The sequence below is a fragment of the Mucilaginibacter sp. HD30 genome (assembly GCF_054061755.1).
In genome coordinates this window covers 296,350-311,704 of record NZ_JBSSEO010000001.1, presented here as the reverse complement: position 1 = coordinate 311,704, position 15,355 = coordinate 296,350, and the positions used below count along the sequence as shown (strand labels likewise).

18 protein-coding genes are annotated in these 15,355 nt (G+C 42.0%); 10 read left to right on the top strand and 8 right to left on the bottom strand.

Features of this window, described 5'->3' with window-relative positions; all coding sequences use genetic code 11:
* Window positions 1-2 precede the first annotated feature (2 nt).
* Window positions 3-770 carry a hypothetical protein gene (locus ACVW2L_RS01575; protein WP_457126192.1) on the bottom strand — a complete coding sequence of 256 codons (768 nt, stop codon included), beginning with the start codon at window positions 768-770 and terminating at the stop codon, window positions 3-5.
* A gap of 141 nt (window positions 771-911) precedes the next feature.
* Between ACVW2L_RS01575 and ACVW2L_RS01570 the strand changes: the two genes are divergently transcribed.
* Both ACVW2L_RS01570 and ACVW2L_RS01565 read left to right on the top strand, forming a co-directional pair.
* Complete coding sequence (locus ACVW2L_RS01570) at window positions 912-1,535, top strand: 7-carboxy-7-deazaguanine synthase QueE (RefSeq protein ID WP_457126191.1); 624 nt, start codon at window positions 912-914, stop codon at window positions 1,533-1,535.
* A 42-nt stretch (window positions 1,536-1,577) separates the two neighbouring features.
* The gene (locus tag ACVW2L_RS01565) at window positions 1,578-3,479 is read left to right on the top strand and encodes an OmpA family protein (RefSeq protein ID WP_457126190.1); all 1,902 of its coding nucleotides are present in this window, start codon (window positions 1,578-1,580) and stop codon (window positions 3,477-3,479) included.
* On the opposite strand, the gene ACVW2L_RS01560 is transcribed toward ACVW2L_RS01565, so the two are convergent.
* The 5 genes from ACVW2L_RS01560 to ACVW2L_RS01540 form a co-directional block, all read right to left on the bottom strand.
* Window positions 3,480-4,286 carry a hypothetical protein gene (locus tag ACVW2L_RS01560; protein WP_457126189.1) on the bottom strand — a complete coding sequence of 269 codons (807 nt, stop codon included), beginning with the start codon at window positions 4,284-4,286 and terminating at the stop codon, window positions 3,480-3,482.
* 183 nt (window positions 4,287-4,469) lie between these two features.
* Complete coding sequence (locus ACVW2L_RS01555; protein WP_294795958.1) at window positions 4,470-4,727, bottom strand: acyl carrier protein; 258 nt, start codon at window positions 4,725-4,727, stop codon at window positions 4,470-4,472.
* On the bottom strand, window positions 4,727-5,995 hold the full coding sequence (locus tag ACVW2L_RS01550) for a beta-ketoacyl-[acyl-carrier-protein] synthase family protein (protein WP_457126188.1): 1,269 nt from the start codon (window positions 5,993-5,995) through the stop codon (window positions 4,727-4,729). The genes ACVW2L_RS01555 and ACVW2L_RS01550 overlap by 1 nt, the downstream gene beginning before the upstream one ends.
* Window positions 5,988-6,455, bottom strand: coding sequence for a 3-hydroxyacyl-ACP dehydratase FabZ family protein (locus tag ACVW2L_RS01545; protein ID WP_457126187.1), 468 nt, complete (start codon window positions 6,453-6,455; stop codon window positions 5,988-5,990). The genes ACVW2L_RS01550 and ACVW2L_RS01545 overlap by 8 nt, the downstream gene beginning before the upstream one ends.
* 70 nt (window positions 6,456-6,525) lie before the next feature.
* Window positions 6,526-7,323: an SDR family oxidoreductase gene (locus tag ACVW2L_RS01540; protein WP_457126186.1), complete on the bottom strand. Its 798-nt coding sequence runs from the start codon at window positions 7,321-7,323 to the stop codon at window positions 6,526-6,528.
* Between the two features lie 163 nt (window positions 7,324-7,486).
* On the opposite strand from ACVW2L_RS01540, the gene ACVW2L_RS01535 reads away from it, so the two are divergent.
* From ACVW2L_RS01535 to ACVW2L_RS01500, 8 genes are read left to right on the top strand one after another with little or no spacing between them, the layout of a single operon-like run.
* The gene (locus ACVW2L_RS01535; RefSeq protein ID WP_457126185.1) at window positions 7,487-7,939 is read left to right on the top strand and encodes a hypothetical protein; all 453 of its coding nucleotides are present in this window, start codon (window positions 7,487-7,489) and stop codon (window positions 7,937-7,939) included.
* Window position 7,940: 1 nt separating this feature from the next.
* Window positions 7,941-8,840, top strand: coding sequence for a hypothetical protein (locus ACVW2L_RS01530; RefSeq protein ID WP_457126184.1), 900 nt, complete (start codon window positions 7,941-7,943; stop codon window positions 8,838-8,840).
* A gap of 10 nt (window positions 8,841-8,850) precedes the next feature.
* Window positions 8,851-9,990 (top strand): beta-ketoacyl-ACP synthase III, encoded by a 1,140-nt coding sequence (locus tag ACVW2L_RS01525; RefSeq protein ID WP_457126183.1) that lies wholly within the window; start codon window positions 8,851-8,853, stop codon window positions 9,988-9,990.
* Window positions 9,991-9,994: 4 nt separating this feature from the next.
* A complete protein-coding gene (locus ACVW2L_RS01520) occupies window positions 9,995-10,402 on the top strand; it encodes a hypothetical protein (RefSeq protein ID WP_457126182.1) in 408 nt (135 codons plus the stop codon).
* Window positions 10,392-11,402: a BtrH N-terminal domain-containing protein gene (locus ACVW2L_RS01515; RefSeq protein ID WP_457126181.1), complete on the top strand. Its 1,011-nt coding sequence runs from the start codon at window positions 10,392-10,394 to the stop codon at window positions 11,400-11,402. The genes ACVW2L_RS01520 and ACVW2L_RS01515 overlap by 11 nt, the downstream gene beginning before the upstream one ends.
* Complete coding sequence (locus tag ACVW2L_RS01510) at window positions 11,393-12,145, top strand: ABC transporter ATP-binding protein (RefSeq protein WP_457126180.1); 753 nt, start codon at window positions 11,393-11,395, stop codon at window positions 12,143-12,145. The genes ACVW2L_RS01515 and ACVW2L_RS01510 overlap by 10 nt, the downstream gene beginning before the upstream one ends.
* Window positions 12,145-13,422: an ABC transporter permease gene (locus ACVW2L_RS01505; protein ID WP_457126179.1), complete on the top strand. Its 1,278-nt coding sequence runs from the start codon at window positions 12,145-12,147 to the stop codon at window positions 13,420-13,422. Before ACVW2L_RS01510 ends, ACVW2L_RS01505 begins: the two co-directional genes overlap by 1 nt.
* Before the next feature lie 7 nt (window positions 13,423-13,429).
* Window positions 13,430-13,693: a phosphopantetheine-binding protein gene (locus ACVW2L_RS01500; protein WP_457126178.1), complete on the top strand. Its 264-nt coding sequence runs from the start codon at window positions 13,430-13,432 to the stop codon at window positions 13,691-13,693.
* A gap of 244 nt (window positions 13,694-13,937) precedes the next feature.
* Here ACVW2L_RS01500 and ACVW2L_RS01495 read toward each other — a convergent pair whose 3' ends face one another.
* On the bottom strand, window positions 13,938-14,300 hold the full coding sequence (locus tag ACVW2L_RS01495; protein ID WP_457126177.1) for a hypothetical protein: 363 nt from the start codon (window positions 14,298-14,300) through the stop codon (window positions 13,938-13,940).
* A complete protein-coding gene (locus ACVW2L_RS01490; RefSeq protein ID WP_457126176.1) occupies window positions 14,293-15,354 on the bottom strand; it encodes a beta-ketoacyl synthase chain length factor in 1,062 nt (353 codons plus the stop codon). The genes ACVW2L_RS01495 and ACVW2L_RS01490 overlap by 8 nt, the downstream gene beginning before the upstream one ends.
* Window position 15,355 lies beyond the last annotated feature (1 nt).

Below are 15,355 nucleotides of genomic sequence, written 5' to 3'. Positions count from 1 at the left end.
ACCTAAAAATCAACGTTAAGATCCATAACATTGGGGTCTTTAATAACCTCGTCCATTGTGGCAGATAGCGTTACCTGTTTTCCATCGGCCGATAATACGGCATTCGGGTTATCTACTTTTTTTATAGGCTTGGCAAAATTTAGTACAACTTTATAAGGCATATCTATCAGCATAGCTTTCGCGGCCGATAATGCAGACTGTGTTTTTTTAAGAAAAACATTGAATTTATCCTTATCAATTATCCGCATAAATTTATTGGATGTTATTTTATACGAATAATAATCAGCACCGGCTGATAGCGCAGGTTGAGCACTAATTCCGCCAGCTATCGTCGATTTCCCGGCCATCTGGCTTAACTGGCTGTTCAGAGATAAACTTGAAAGGTGATTTAAATAATATTGCAAATCGTTTGCGTCTCTGGCAACATGGGCAATGCTAACTTTCATTAAGCTCTTTTTTAGATCCATTTTTACAGAAAGGTCACTATTAATAGCCATGGTTACTTGTTCTGTACTTAATTTTCTTCGGGAACTATCGGGCAGAGCCGACAGGAAATTGAGAGTAGTGTCTTGAACCAGCGAGAACTGGGGCGTTGACTTGACAGAGTCAGGCATTAAATTCATGAATACTGATATAGCGCGGCTCATGTCAAACCCGTACACTACTCTGCAAGAACCATCTTCACTAAAATTGTAAACTTCCTCTACATCAACACAAGAGCTGAAACTAAGCATTACAAAAAAAAGTAAAATGGTAAGGTATTTCTTCATGCTAAATCAAATATAAGCTATTGAGCATAAAGCTAAAAGCTAAAAGCTTCATTTTTAGCCATTATTGATACTAAGTCATACTTTTTTTGCTTTTGGCTTTGCGCTTTAAGCTTTCCGCCTAAAAACCTACCTTTGCAGGCTATGGCGCATCAGGTTCCGGAAGACGGCACATCGCTTCCATTAATGGAAGAGTTTTATACTATACAAGGAGAAGGATACCATACCGGTAAAGCTGCTTATTTTATACGCCTCGGCGGCTGCGACGTTGGCTGCCACTGGTGCGACGTTAAAGAAAGCTGGGATGCTGAACTGCACCCACTAACACCAGCCAATCAAATTGTTGAAAACGCTTCTAAACATCCTTCAAAAGCTGTTGTGGTAACCGGCGGCGAACCGCTGATCTACAATCTTGATTATCTAACAGCGCAGTTGCAGCAAAGCGGTATTCAAACTTTTATAGAAACATCCGGCGCTTATCCCCTTTCAGGCAGTTGGGACTGGATCTGTTTATCACCGAAAAAATTCAAGGCACCAATGCAACAGGTTGCAGACGCTGCCAATGAGTTGAAGGTTATAATTTTCAATAAATCAGATTTCGCCTTTGCAGAAGAGTATGCATTACGCGTAAAACCCGCATGTAAATTGTATTTGCAACCTGAGTGGTCGCGCTCAAAAGAAATGACCCCGCTTATTGTTGATTATGTAATGAATAACCCTAAATGGGAAATATCTTTACAAACGCATAAATACCTTAATATTCCCTAATAGTTGTAACTTAGGTTAATAACTATCGTTTTAATTAAGGGGTTGAGGAAATTTATATCCATATTATTACTCATACTTATATCCGCGTTTTGTTACGGGCAGCAAGGCTATTCTACGCGTAACAAAACAGCAATAAAATACTATGTTACAGCTAATCAAAGCCTGGATAATCTGGCTTATGACGAAGCGATAGCCAACCTGTTAAAAGCGATAGAAACCGACGCCAAATTTGTAGAAGCACACGCTTTATTGGCTGATGTAATGCGGCAACGACGGTTAAACCCAATAACTATTATTGAAGAATATAAAAAGGCTTTGGCCTTAAACCCCGACTTTAGCCGGGCCACCTATGTTAATTTGGCTGAGGTTGAGTTGAGTCAAGCTAAATATCAGGACGCGCTTCAACATATTCAAAAGTACCTTACCTACTCATCTATATCTACTAAAGACAAAACGCGCGCCGACAAGATTGCTAAGGATTGTACTTTTAGTATTAATGCACAAAGTCATCCGGTGGCTTTTAATCCGCTTAATGTTGGAGCAGCCATTAATACAGTAGCAGATGAATACTCGCCTGTTGTAACGGCCGATGAGAAGACAATTATTTTTACCAGACAGATAAACGCCAACGAAGATTTTTACCACAGCAATAAAACAGACAGCATATGGCAAAAAGCGAAGTATTTAAGTTCCAGAATAAACACACCTAATTTTAATGAAGGCTCTGAAGCAATATCTCCGGATGGAAAATATTTGTTCTTTACCGGGTGCAACAGACCCGACGGGATGGGCCGGTGCGATATATATGTAGTTCAAAAAAAGGGTGACGACTGGGACAAACCGTTTAACCTAGGTTCGCCGTTAAACACTGCGGGTTGGGAATCGCAGCCATCCATCAGTCCGGATGGCGGTACGCTTTACTTTGTGAGCAACAGGCCGGGCGGCTATGGTGGCTATGATATATGGAAATCAAAATTGGGTGCAAAGGGCTGGGGAACTCCTGAAAATTTAGGACCAACTATAAACACACCCTATAACGAGCAATCGCCATTTATTCATCCTGATGACAGCACTTTATATTTTTGTTCAGACGGATGGCCCGGAATGGGCGGGCAGGATTTGTTTGTTAGCCGTTTAAGCAAGGATGGCAAATGGCAGGAACCGGAAAATTTAGGCTACCCTATTAACTCTCACGGTAATGAAACGGGCTTAAGTTTAACTGCAAACGGCGATTACGCGTTTTTTTCTTCTAATAAGTTAGAGGGATTGGGTGGGTTTGATATTTATTCATTCAAAATACCTTCCAACCTGAGGCCCAAACCGGTTATCTATGTTAAAGGGTATGTGTTTGACGCTAAAACAAAAAACCCTTTGGAAGCCGCTGTTGAAATTGTTGCTCTGCAGGATAGCAAACCGGTATATCAAAATTACAGCTCGGTAACAGAAGGCGATTTTTTAGCGACTTTAACGTCTGATAGAAACTACGGGCTCAATATTTCAAAAAAAGGGTATCTTTTTTATTCAGAAAACTTTTCGCTTATTGGCTATAAATCAGATAAACCCTTCAATATCCGCGTGCTGTTGCAACCAATTGAGATAGGGAATAAGGTGGTGCTGCGAAACATATTTTTTGACACTAATAAATTTGATCTGAAACCTGAGTCGCGGAGCGAGCTGCAGGAACTAGTCAATTTTTTAGCCTACAATCCGTCAATCAAAATAGAAATATCGGGCCATACCGATAATATTGGCAATGATGAACCTAATCAAACCTTATCTCAAAATAGGGCAAAAGCGGTTTACCGGTTTTTAATAAGCAGTAAAGTAGATGCTGAAAGACTACAATTTAAAGGTTACGGTAAATCTCAGCCTATTGCTCCCAATGATAACGAAGATGGGCGCGGTAAAAACCGCAGAACAGAGTTTAAAATAATTGCCAAATAATTATTGCTTCGCAAAAGCAAACTTACCCCAAAAATCTGATGACGAAGTTATTGGTGTACCTTGATTATTCGCGGCAAAAATTGCTGCTCCAGCGGGGTTAGAACGTGCAGGGGTGCTACCCCTGCGACCACCGCTGACGGCGGCAGCCGGAGCAGAAGCCTCGGCTGCTGCTGCTGCAGCGGCCCCGAAACTCGGCGTTAGTCTGATAAACAGACCGTTTATTTTAATATTGAAGGCCCATTCTTCTGCTGCGGCATTGGCAGCAAACAGCTTTAATGGTATGGCCTCTTCTAAAACCAATTCGCCATCAGCATTAGATTTTATAGAAGCGTAAATATTTTGCTCGTTCTTTTGAGCGCCGAAAAATGGAGGAATGCCTGCAAAGCCTGTGGCATGGATCTTTTTGAACTCCATTGATGCTACTCTCATCTTAAAATTGGCGTCGTCCAGGTGCTCAAACTCGCTAAGGTCATCCATATCGGGTTGCGGAAAGGCAACACTGAATGTTTCCTTTTTCTTACCATTGGGATCAATGCTGAAAGTAACCCCGGCTCCTAAAATATTCTGTTGCTTCTTTCTATCCTTAGTTTTTAAAACAAGGTATAAATTATCCTTATCACTGGATATTATATAGGTTATGTGGGATTTTTCATTTACGTTCTCATCATATCCCTTCCATTCTTCGGCGTTACCATCAACTTTAACAGCAGCGGGCGCATTTTTTAGGATGATGGTTTGCGCATTAACAGTAAAAACTGTGAACAGCGCAAATAATGAACTTGCAAGGCAGATGGAAACTCGATTCATAATAGCTATAGATTAATCGGTAATCAAATTTAATCTATTGTAACAGAATAGCAAGCAACACTACACCACACATTACCTGCAAAATACAGATAGCCCGCGCTACATCACTCAAAGGCTGTTTAGTAAAGTTTTGTAAGTAAATTTTTACAGTAAGGAAGAGCAATAAAATTTTCGTGGATGCCTTTAAGCGGTTTTATTTATTTTATCGGCTATTACGTCAATGCAATTTCCAACATTGTACATTTTTTCTGCGGCATCAAAATCTATCTCAATATTGTATTGTGCTTCGGCATCAATAATAATATCAACCAAATTGGCTGAATTAATTTTTAAGTCTTTTATCAGATCTGTTTGTTCCGTTAATCCTTCCAGCATTGCTTTATCTTCTGTGTACGGCACCAACACTTTTTTTAATTCATTCAGAATTTCTTTTCTGTCCATTAGTTAAATTTTGATAATATTAAGCAGGCGTTCACATCGCCAAATCCAAAGTTGGCTTTCGCCACAGTATTAATCTGCCTGTTTACCGTAGTTGTGGGCAAATTATTTGACCCAATTGCGTCTAAAATTTCCGGCATCGGATCTTCCAGGTTTAAATTTGGATGCGCAAAGTTATATTTTAACTGCAAAACTGCAGCAACTGTTTCAATTGAACCTGCAGCACTTAGGGAATGCCCTATCATTGATTTTAAAGAATTAACCAAAGGGAAGTCGTCGCCACTGCGCCCAAGTGCCTTAACCCAGTTCTGTATTTCCAATTTATCAGCTATAGTTGCCGTTAAATGCCCGCAAACCAGATCTATAGCATCAGGTGTAATTCCGCCATCGGCCATAGCCTCTTGTATGCATCTAACCACACCTTCAGAAGATGGGGCCGTCATAGAACCGCCATTACGCTGCCCCCCAGAGTTGGTTGATCCGCCGAGTACTTCGCCGTATATTTTAGCACCGCGTGCTAAAGCATACTCCATATCTTCTAAAACCAGGGCACCTGCACCTGATCCCGGTACGAACCCTCCGGCAGAAGCGCTCATCGGTCGCGAAGCACGTTCAGGCTCATCATTATATTTACGTGATAGCACACGCATAGAATCAAATCCTCCAAAAACATACCTGTCAACAAACTCACAGCTCCCTACCAGCATGCGTTTAGCCATGCCGTACTTTATATATTCGTAACCCATAAATATAGATTGCGTTCCCGTTGCACAAGCTGCAGAGTTATTGATGATCTTGTTACCCAAACCTAAGCGGCCCGAAATGTATGCGGTAACCCCACTATTCATGATCTGCTCCACCACACGCGAGCCCAGCTTTTTAGATTCATGGGCATCAACGCGATTAATGGCGTTCTTTATTACATCCGTGTCAGCAACGCTGCTGCCAAAAACGCATCCTGTATCCCAAAGCGGCTGTTCGCTAACAATTTCGTTGCCTGCATCTGTCCAGGCATCTAACGCGGCCTTTATACCATAGGCAATACCTTTGCCTTTAAGGCCATATAAACTGGTTTCGGTAATATAGTTACGCAGCAAATCCCATTCAAAATCTGGTACACCGCCAACCTGGCAATTAAATTTCAGATCCTCGTATTCAGGAAAGTGTTTTATACCCGAAACGCCATTTTGTATAGCCGTTAAAAAATCAGGCACGTTGGTTCCGTTTGGAGCCACAACGCCCAAACCTGTTATTACTACCCGATTATTCATGCTTGTAGACAGCCGCGTTTTTTATAACTCCTGAAAATACGCCTTTAGCAATTAATTCTGCCTTGGCATTATACATTTCTATCGCACATTTTAGTTTACCAAATCTGAAATACACCTTTTTTGAAGTGACGCTAACTTTTTCGCCGGGTAATACCATCTTATAGAACTCAACATTGATTGATGTAAGCAGCGGGAAAGAATCTTCGTGCATTTCAAATCCTTCATGCGGAGTATTGCCTATCATTAAATGTATTCCTAAAACCACCAAACCTATCTGCGCCATTATTTCTGTAATGATAACACCCGGCGTAACCGGGTTATCCGGAAAATGATCTTCATAAAAAAAAGAATCAGCCTTTAGAGTATACTCTCCTGTAACGCCATTATCATCAATGCTCAATATATCATCAACAAACAGAAAAGACGATTTGTAAGGAAGATGGTTTAATATGTCGTTCATTTTAATATTCATTGGTCATTATGTCATTGGTTACTTTGATTGCTATGAACTATCAACCATGAACAATCAACTAACAACAATGCTCTCCTCCATCAACATGTATCACCGCGCCATTTATCCAAGCGGCTTCGGGCGTGCAAAGCAGGTATATAACGTTTGCAACGTCTTCGGGTTTTGTTAATCTTTTAAATGGATTTCTTTGTATGGCACCCTCCAATAAACGCTCGCTATCGGGTATGCGTTTAAGCGACGGTGTAGCCGTTACGCCCGCCTGTATCAAATTGGTTTTTAAGCCAAATTTGGCCAGTTCAACGGCCATATAAGTATTCAAGCTCTCTAACGATGCCTTGGCTACAGATACTGCGGCATAGCCTTCCCAGTACTTGTGCGATCCTTCGCTGGTAAGGCCGATAACACGGGCATCATCGCAAAAAGCACCTGCAGCTTGCAGATCGCGTGCCCAATCTAATATACTGGTAGCCATGGCGTAAGTAGTCAGTTGGATATCGTCAACCGTAAGCGATGCGCCCCCATCGGCAGCAAGCGGCTTCAAGTTACCACGGGCAATAGAGTGCAGCAGTAGTGTAACCTTATGCTTTTTATCGCTCACAAAATCAGCAATAAAAGTCTTTCGTGCGCCGGCATCCAAGGCATTGATGTTTAACGGAAGTATAGTTACACCATTCTGGCTGGCTATTTCAGAAAAACTTTGTTTAACAGTTTTATCGGCAGTTGCAATTTCGCGATATAGAACGGCTATGTTCATGCCATGCCGGGCCAGCTTCTCCGCTGTGGCGAAACCAAACCCGCTTGATCCGCCCAAAATAATGGCCCAACTGTCTAAAAATTGCTTTGTTGTATTATCCACTTAACCTTTCTGAAAAATAAACGTCTAAAATAAGCTAAATCCTGATATTTTAGGGAGACCTAACGGATATTAGGCCGCTGTACATAAATAATTATATTTGCTCACCGTTTACTGATTTGCTATTATGGGTTTTAAAATTGGGTCATTTTGTTTTTTTATGCTGATGATGATATCAGTAAACGTAAAAAGCCAATCACAAAAATTTGATAAAGCGGCTTTCTACGAGGCAATGTCATCTGCCGATCTGGACGAGGTCAATAAAGAGATAGATGTTGTTACCGCATCGTCAACTCCAAATAAAGAAGGCTATGAAGGCGCATTGTTAATGCGTAAAGCCGGTTTAGTAAAGCGCCCCGCCGAAAAGCTGAAATTCTTTAAAGCCGGCAGGATAAAGTTTGAAACCGCCATAGTGAATGATAAAGACAATGCTGAATTGCGCTTTTTACGTTTTGCCATACAGGAGCACGCCCCTAAAATTGTAAAATACAATAAAGACTTACAAGCCGATAGACAGTTTATTATAATAAGCTACAGAAAACTTGTTCCTGTTGTGCAACAGGCCATTTTAAGCTACACCAAAAATTCACAATTATTGAACGCGCAGGACCTTGACTAACATGGGTAAAAAAGTATTGGCCATTTATTACTCGCAATCCGGCCAATTGGTCGAGATAATTGAAAATTTCACCTCACCTTTAGTTGAGGCAGGCGTTTCAGTTGAAACGGTGCGGGTAAGGTTGGTGGATGAACCTAATTTCCCGTGGACAGGCGATACTTTTTTTAGCGTAATGCCCAACTGCCAGTTGGACGTTCCGGCTGAATTACAACCTTTCGAATTGAAAGAAAGTAAATATGACCTTATAGTATTAGGTTACCAGGCCTGGTTCCTATCGCCGAGTATCCCTTTTAATTCCTTAATGCTAACTCCGCAATTAAGAGCAGTACTTAAAGACACACCCGTAATTACAGCAACCGGCGCCCGCAACATGTGGTTGAACGCCTTTGTAAGAGTAAAAAAACTGATAAGAGAAAGCGGTGCCAAACTGGTGGGTAATATAGCTTTGGTTGATAAACACCCCAACCCTGTTAGTTTTGTTACCATCTTTCACTGGATGTTAAAAGGAAAAAAAGACCGTTTGCTAAACATTTTCCCGCTTCCGGGTGTTGCAGAAGCGGACATTAAAAATACGCGCGTATTTGGCGCAAGTGTACTTGAGCATTTGAACATTAATAGTTGGGACGGTTTACAACATAAACTGGATGCCCAAAAAGCAGTGGTGTTAAATTATAACCTGATGGTAATTGAGGGGGCAGCAGGTAAAATATTCAAGGTCTGGGCAAATTTTATTTCTAAAAGAAAAAATAAGCTGCCATGGATAAGGGCCTACAAATATTACTTGTTAATTGCTTTTTTTGTGGGTGCACCAATTTTAATTACGCTTGATGGGATATTGTTCAGGTTCACCTCGCCCAAACGCATCAATGCAAGGAAACAACATTTTTTAAGTTTAAACTAAACAAACAGGCATGCCCGTTTACATTACAGATACCTCTAAATTTTTACCGAATGAACCTGTCGCTAATAACGACATGGAAGAATACCTGGGCTTCATTAACGGAAAGCCCTCCAAATCAAAAAGTATTGTGTTGCGCAATAACGCCATCACTAACCGCTACTACGCTTTAAGTAAAGGCGGCAAATCTACCCACACTAATGCGCAAATGACGGCGCTTGCTGTAAAGGAGCTGTTTAAAGATGATCCTGAAAAATTAAAGGACATTGACCTGCTTTCATGCGGTACTTCATCACCTGATCAAATGATGCCATCGCATGGCGTAATGACGCACGGCTGGCTGCCAGAAATGGGACCGACCGAAGTTGTATCACCCGCGGGTGTATGCTGCGCGGGGATGCACTCGCTTAAATACGCCTATATGGCTGTTAAAACCGGCGATGTAAAGCAAGCCATTGCTACTGGATCAGAACGTTTTTCGGGCTTATTAGTGGCAGACGTTTTTGAGGAGGAAGCTCAAAAGCTGAAGGAACTGACCGAAAATCCATTCATTGCTTTTCAAAAAGAGTTTTTACGTTGGATGTTATCAGATGGAGCATCAGCTTTTTTGTTAACAGACGAGCCAAACAAAGAAGGTATAAGTTTGCGTATTGACTGGATTGAGGGTGTATCCTACGCTAACGAGATGGAAGCTTGTATGTATATGGGTTGCGAAAAAGAGAAAGATGGCACCATAAAAGGCTTTATGGATTTTACGCCTGATGAGATCATGACCAAATCTATCTTTAGCATAAAACAGGATATTAATTTGTTAAGTGATAATATAGTTGCGCTTGGCGGCAAAAAAATAAAGGAAATATTTGACCGTAAGGGCCTATCTGCCAAAGACATTGATTGGTTTTTGCCGCACATATCCAGCAATTTTTTCAAAAGCAAGATCTATGACCTGGTTGAGATCTACGGCGGAGGCATTCCTTATGAAAAATGGTTTATTAACCTTTACACGGTAGGCAATGTGGGCGCTGCATCAGTTTATTTAATGATTGATGAGTTGTTTCATAGCGGCAAACTAAAAAAGGGTGAAAAAATATTGCTGCTTGTACCAGAAAGCTCGCGCTTCTCTTACATGTATGCTATGCTGACGGTGGTGTAACACAATGAGAAAAGAAGAAGTTCCGCAGGACATGAGCGCTTTGGGTAAAATTACCAAAGAGGTTTGCTATGCTACGGACGAAACAGGCAAATACACCACACAATTAAGCGACGGTTGGGACGTTAAAATAACCGCGCTTGACAAAGCCTGGGAAGAAATTGACGACCGTGTTAAAATTGCCCAACAGAAAGTATTGAATGGAGAGGCAAGTCCCCTACTATTTTTTATGGAGAAGGGCCTGATGGATACAGCACTATTGGCCCAATACACCGGCTTTTGGCAATGGCAGGTAAAAAGGCACTTAAAACCCGACGTTTTTAAGCAGTTATCTGAAAAAAAGCTGCAGAAATATGCAGAAGTATTTAATGTAAGCGTTAACGATTTGCAAAACATGAATTTTAATGACGCTTGACTTTAATCATATACAAGCCGCGCACTGCGAAAACGGCGTTACTACCAGTTTATTAAAACATAGCGGCGTTCAGCAAATTACAGAACCTTTGGCCTTTGGTATAGGCGCCGGGTTATTCTTTGTATATATTCCTTTACTTAAAATAAATAACGGGCCGGTAATTGCATTTCGTACGCTGCCGGGTTTGATATTTAACCGTACCTGCAAAGCTTTGGATATACCTGTGGTGCGCAAGAAATTTTATTCAAGAGAAGCCGCCGAAAAGTTTTTAAAAGATCGCCTGGCGGAAGGGCATCCAGTGGGTTGCCAGGTTGGGGTTTACTATCTACCCTATTTTCCAAAAGAATACCGCTTCCATTTTAATGCCCATAATATTATTGTTTTTGGCAACGAAAATGGCAACTACCAAGTGAGCGACCCGGTAATGGAAGGCACCAACATATTGTCGCCATATGAACTGGAACGCGTGCGTTTTGCCAAAGGAGCTTTAGCGCCAAAGGGCCAGTTGTACTATCCAAAAGAACACAAACAGGTTACGGATGAGCAGATTAAACGCGGCATTATTAGTGGGATAAAAAAGAACGTAAGCAATATGCTGATGCCGGGGCCAATTGCAGGCATCAATGGGATAAGATTTGCCGGCCGGCGCATAAAAAACTGGCGCGACAAGTTAGGCCCTAAAGATGCCGGTTTATACTTGGCGCAATTGGTGCGCATGCAGGAAGAAATAGGCACGGGTGGCGGGGGGTTTCGTTATATTTACGGTGCGTTTTTGCAGGAGGCGCATCCTTATACAAAACAGGATGAGTTATTAGACATAGCGCAAACTTTTACCGCCAGCGGCGACCTATGGCGCACGGCAGCTGTTCATGCGGCAGGTATTTACAAGGGTCGTTTGGGTAGTCAGGAAGATTTTAATACCATGGGCGATTACCTGTTAGAGATTGCCGAAGTGGAGAAAAAAGCGTTTATAGCGCTAAAAAATATAAGATGGCAGTAAGCGATTGGGCGGTAAGTATTAACGACCTCGGATTTCGATATCCGGGAAATGATCACGTATCGTTTTCGGGCCTTAACCTGCAGGTTGCAAAGGGCGAACGCTTTGGTTTATTCGGGCCGAACGGTGCCGGTAAAACCACATTAATGAACCTGATGACCGGCGTGCTCAAAACTGACACCGGCAGCGTAAAACTGTCAGGTAGAGACGTAAACGCATCAGACAAGGCAGCTAACCGCTTATTCGGCTTTGTACCTCAGGATTTTTCTTTTTATCATGAACTATCGCCTGCCGAGAATCTGGAATTTTTTGGTGCATGGGCCGGCTTAAATAAAACACAAATAGCGCAGCGTACGGATGAACTCTTGGAAATTCTGGGCCTGAACGATGTCCGCGATAAAGCCGTAGGTAAATTCTCGGGGGGAATGAAAAGGCGGGTTAATCTGGCTATCGGCGTTATTCACAATCCTGAGATAATTTTTTTGGATGAACCCACTGTGGGCGTTGATGTACATACCCGCCACGCCATTATGGAATATTTGCAAACCTTAAATGATAAAGGCGCCACGCTTATATACACATCGCACCAGTTAAGCGAAGCGGAAGATCTTTGTAAGCACATAGCTTTTATTGATGCAGGGAAAATTATTGCCGAGGGTGATATTGAAACAGTATTGCTGCAACACCGCCACGAAACATTGGAAGAACTATTTATTAACCTAACCGGTAAAGCCCTGCGCGACTAATGTTTAAACTCTGGCTCACCATAAAGAAAGATGTAAGGATCTTGCTCCGCGATAGGATTGGCATATCGCTGATGTTTGTGATGCCTATTGTTTTGGTGGTTGTGGTAACCAGTATCCAAAACAGCACCTTTCAACTGGTTAATAAAAACAAGATCCCCGCAGTTGTTTTTAACCTTGATACAGGCAAACTGGGTACGCAACTTATTAAAGACATTGATAAAATAGGCCTATTTAAAGTCGTCACCCTAAAAGGAGATAAGGCCGATCAGCTTATGCCAGCAATGGACAAGAATGACGCTATGCTTGGCATAATCATCCCCGACAACTACTCTGCACAGGTTTTAGCTAAGGCAGCCAACTCTGCGGATAAAGCCATGGCGGAGTTTAACGGCAGCGCGGATAGTTTAAGCACGACCGCCCCAAGGATAGATGCATTTACTGTGTATTATAACCCGGTTTTACAGCAATCGTTACGTTTTTCAATACAGGGAGCTATACAAAGCGCAATGCAATTGGTTAAGAGCCGCCAAACCCTCCGAACGCTCTATTACAATACCAACGAAAAGGAAATGCCCGAGACGCTGGAGAAAGAAATGTTAAGTGCCGATACAAAGATCAACATGATTGCAGCGTCTAAAGACGGCACACACACTACACCCAATGCTGCTCAACACAACGTACCGGCATGGACCATATTTGCCATGTTCTTTGTTATTATGTCATTAGGAGGCAGTGTTGTTAGGGAAAAGGTAAGCGGCAGTTTTATCCGTTTAAAAACACTACCTACTAATTATGCGGTGGGGATAATATCAAAGCAGATTACCTATCTGGTGGTAACCCTGCTGCAGGCCGCCGTAATTTTCTCCATGGGGATCTGGCTTTTCCCTGTAATCGGGTTGCCTGCACTTAATGTGCCCAATGACATTTTCGGCACCTTTGTGGTAACGGTTGTTTGCGGGTGGTGCGCGGTTAGTTATGCTATTTGCGTGGGTGTTTTTGCATCAACCCACGAGCAGTCGAATGGATTTGGTGCTATATCCATTGTTATACTGGCGTGTATTGGCGGGTTGATGGTGCCCAGCTTTGCCATGCAGGGTTTGGCTAAAACGCTCGCGAGCTTTTCGCCAATGCACTGGGTGCTTGAGGCTTACTATGGCCTGTTTTTAGAGGGCGCACAATTAAAAGATATCATAAACAATATCCTATCCATATTACTTATTACTGGGGCCTTTCAGTTTATAACTTACATCGGCCTGAAAAGAAAAAATTTAATATAATTGCCTGATGGAAAAAGCAGCATTAAAAGAGCAACTAAAAACACAAATTATACAGTTTTTAAACCTTACGGACCTTACCCCAACCGATATTAAAGACGATGAGCCCCTGTTTGGCGACGGTTTAGGTTTAGACTCCATTGATTCGCTTGAATTGATAGTGCTGCTTAAAAAGGAATACGGCATCAGCATTAATGATCCTAAAGAGGGCCGCAAAGCGTTGACTGACATTAATACCATGGCCGACTACATACTGGAGCACGGCAAAAAATAGGGATTTTGTAAGCTGTTTCGTTTCACGTGGATATGACATTGTATGAAACAAATGAAACAGCTTTTTTATTAGGCAATTGAATTTCAGCACTTTACATTTAGAACTGAATCAAAGTGAAACAACTTATTCGTCAGGAAAATTAGCTGTAAAGCCTTCTTAACCATCTGATTATTAATGCAATTAGCAAATTGTCCTTTTGCCCTGTTAGTGAAACAACGTAACGACCATTTGAGCATTTGTAAGGTTAATTTTTTGCTGTAAATATCGCCTGCAATTTCATAAAAACTACTGCCTCACCAGCCAGTTCAGCAACAACTTTCATCTGATTATCCATCAATTGATAGCTGATCTTCATGGACAGGCCGGTATTGTCCGGGGTTACCATATTCAGAAACTTGATATTGTCGGCTTTAATCAGCCTAAGCGAAGTTGTAAAATTATTTTCTAATATTTCCTTTACTGTTTGCAGCATGCAAGCCCCGGGAACCACGGGTTGATCAGGAAAATGTCCTTTTAAAATATCGCTTTCCGCATCAACCTGCAAAAGGGTTATAATGCTGTTTTCTTTGCACTCTACCGATATTATTTTGAAAACTGGCTCAATCACAGGCGGAAAGTAGCATTAAAGAATGATAAACGTTTTGGTAATGGTTATAAAACAGCACTTTCTTTGGTTTTTTGCCTGCATCAGAAGCTCTTTGAACAGTTACCGCCGGAATATTCTGCCCCTTTACAATGTTTGCCGCCATCCATAAGCCAAATGCCGACGAGGTTGGATATTCGCCGCAAAGATGTTTGTAATTGGCAATCGCACTGGCATTAAACAGATCCGGAACAAAATCATAAACATTATCATTGTTTGTATCGCCGTTTTTGCCTGTTACCACCACATCAATATCTTCCATCCTCACCCCTTCTTTCGCTAAAAACGCCTCAACAATTTCACTTATAGGCTGCGTTGGTTTAAACACCGTTTTTAAGGCCTGTAGCTCGGCCATATTTTCTAATGAGGCTTTATCCGTCAGCAGTACAAACGATGCTCCCTCGCCGCCTATAGTGCCTCTTGAGGCGTAATGGAATAACTGAAGATTGGTTATGGGTTGGCGCTTATATAAGCCGAGGCGGGTTAAAACTGTAAAGCTGGCATCGGTCATTTCATCAATCCCGCCTACCAGCACATTATCGGCATCCTGCTCTTTCAGCAATAGCATGCCATCTAATAGTGCATTCTCAAATGATACTCCTTTATGCACAAACGTATTGTTGTAAGCGTGGCACTTCAACATCAACGCTACCTGCGCCCCCACCGTGTTATGGGTAGATTGGATAAAAGCCGTTGGAGGAAGCATTTCCTCGTCCATTTCAATTATGCGCCCCAAAAAGGTATACGTATCTTCCAGGCAGCCAAAAGCTGTACCGGTAACTATAGCGCCGGGCATCTCAACCTGTGCTTTGCTTAAACACTCCTGCGCGGCAGCCACCCCCATTTTAATTACATGGCTCATGCGCCTTATTAATTTGGGGTCGATGTATTTTTTATAGTCAGGCTCAATAGCCGGCAGGCGCGTGTCTGTATAAGTAACAACATCAGTTAAAAACCCATCGTTACTTAAAGTATTTTGGGCAGATACGCTTGCTGCAGAACGGATGTAAATACTCATA

What these genes read in the sequence shown, in the direction of transcription:
- ACVW2L_RS01575 (WP_457126192.1), bottom strand. Translation starts at nt 770, where the DNA reads ATGAAGAAATACCTTACCATTTTACTTTTTTTTGTAATGCTTAGTTTC.
- ACVW2L_RS01570 (WP_457126191.1), top strand. Translation starts at nt 912, where the DNA reads ATGGCGCATCAGGTTCCGGAAGACGGCACATCGCTTCCATTAATGGAA.
- ACVW2L_RS01560 (WP_457126189.1), bottom strand. Translation starts at nt 4,286, where the DNA reads ATGAATCGAGTTTCCATCTGCCTTGCAAGTTCATTATTTGCGCTGTTC.
- ACVW2L_RS01555 (WP_294795958.1), bottom strand. Translation starts at nt 4,727, where the DNA reads ATGGACAGAAAAGAAATTCTGAATGAATTAAAAAAAGTGTTGGTGCCG.
- ACVW2L_RS01550 (WP_457126188.1), bottom strand. Translation starts at nt 5,995, where the DNA reads ATGAATAATCGGGTAGTAATAACAGGTTTGGGCGTTGTGGCTCCAAAC.
- ACVW2L_RS01545 (WP_457126187.1), bottom strand. Translation starts at nt 6,455, where the DNA reads ATGAACGACATATTAAACCATCTTCCTTACAAATCGTCTTTTCTGTTT.
- ACVW2L_RS01535 (WP_457126185.1), top strand. Translation starts at nt 7,487, where the DNA reads ATGATGATATCAGTAAACGTAAAAAGCCAATCACAAAAATTTGATAAA.
- ACVW2L_RS01530 (WP_457126184.1), top strand. Translation starts at nt 7,941, where the DNA reads ATGGGTAAAAAAGTATTGGCCATTTATTACTCGCAATCCGGCCAATTG.
- ACVW2L_RS01525 (WP_457126183.1), top strand. Translation starts at nt 8,851, where the DNA reads ATGCCCGTTTACATTACAGATACCTCTAAATTTTTACCGAATGAACCT.
- ACVW2L_RS01520 (WP_457126182.1), top strand. Translation starts at nt 9,995, where the DNA reads ATGAGAAAAGAAGAAGTTCCGCAGGACATGAGCGCTTTGGGTAAAATT.
- ACVW2L_RS01515 (WP_457126181.1), top strand. Translation starts at nt 10,392, where the DNA reads ATGACGCTTGACTTTAATCATATACAAGCCGCGCACTGCGAAAACGGC.
- ACVW2L_RS01510 (WP_457126180.1), top strand. Translation starts at nt 11,393, where the DNA reads ATGGCAGTAAGCGATTGGGCGGTAAGTATTAACGACCTCGGATTTCGA.
- ACVW2L_RS01505 (WP_457126179.1), top strand. Translation starts at nt 12,145, where the DNA reads ATGTTTAAACTCTGGCTCACCATAAAGAAAGATGTAAGGATCTTGCTC.
- ACVW2L_RS01500 (WP_457126178.1), top strand. Translation starts at nt 13,430, where the DNA reads ATGGAAAAAGCAGCATTAAAAGAGCAACTAAAAACACAAATTATACAG.
- ACVW2L_RS01490 (WP_457126176.1), bottom strand. Translation starts at nt 15,354, where the DNA reads ATGAGTATTTACATCCGTTCTGCAGCAAGCGTATCTGCCCAAAATACT.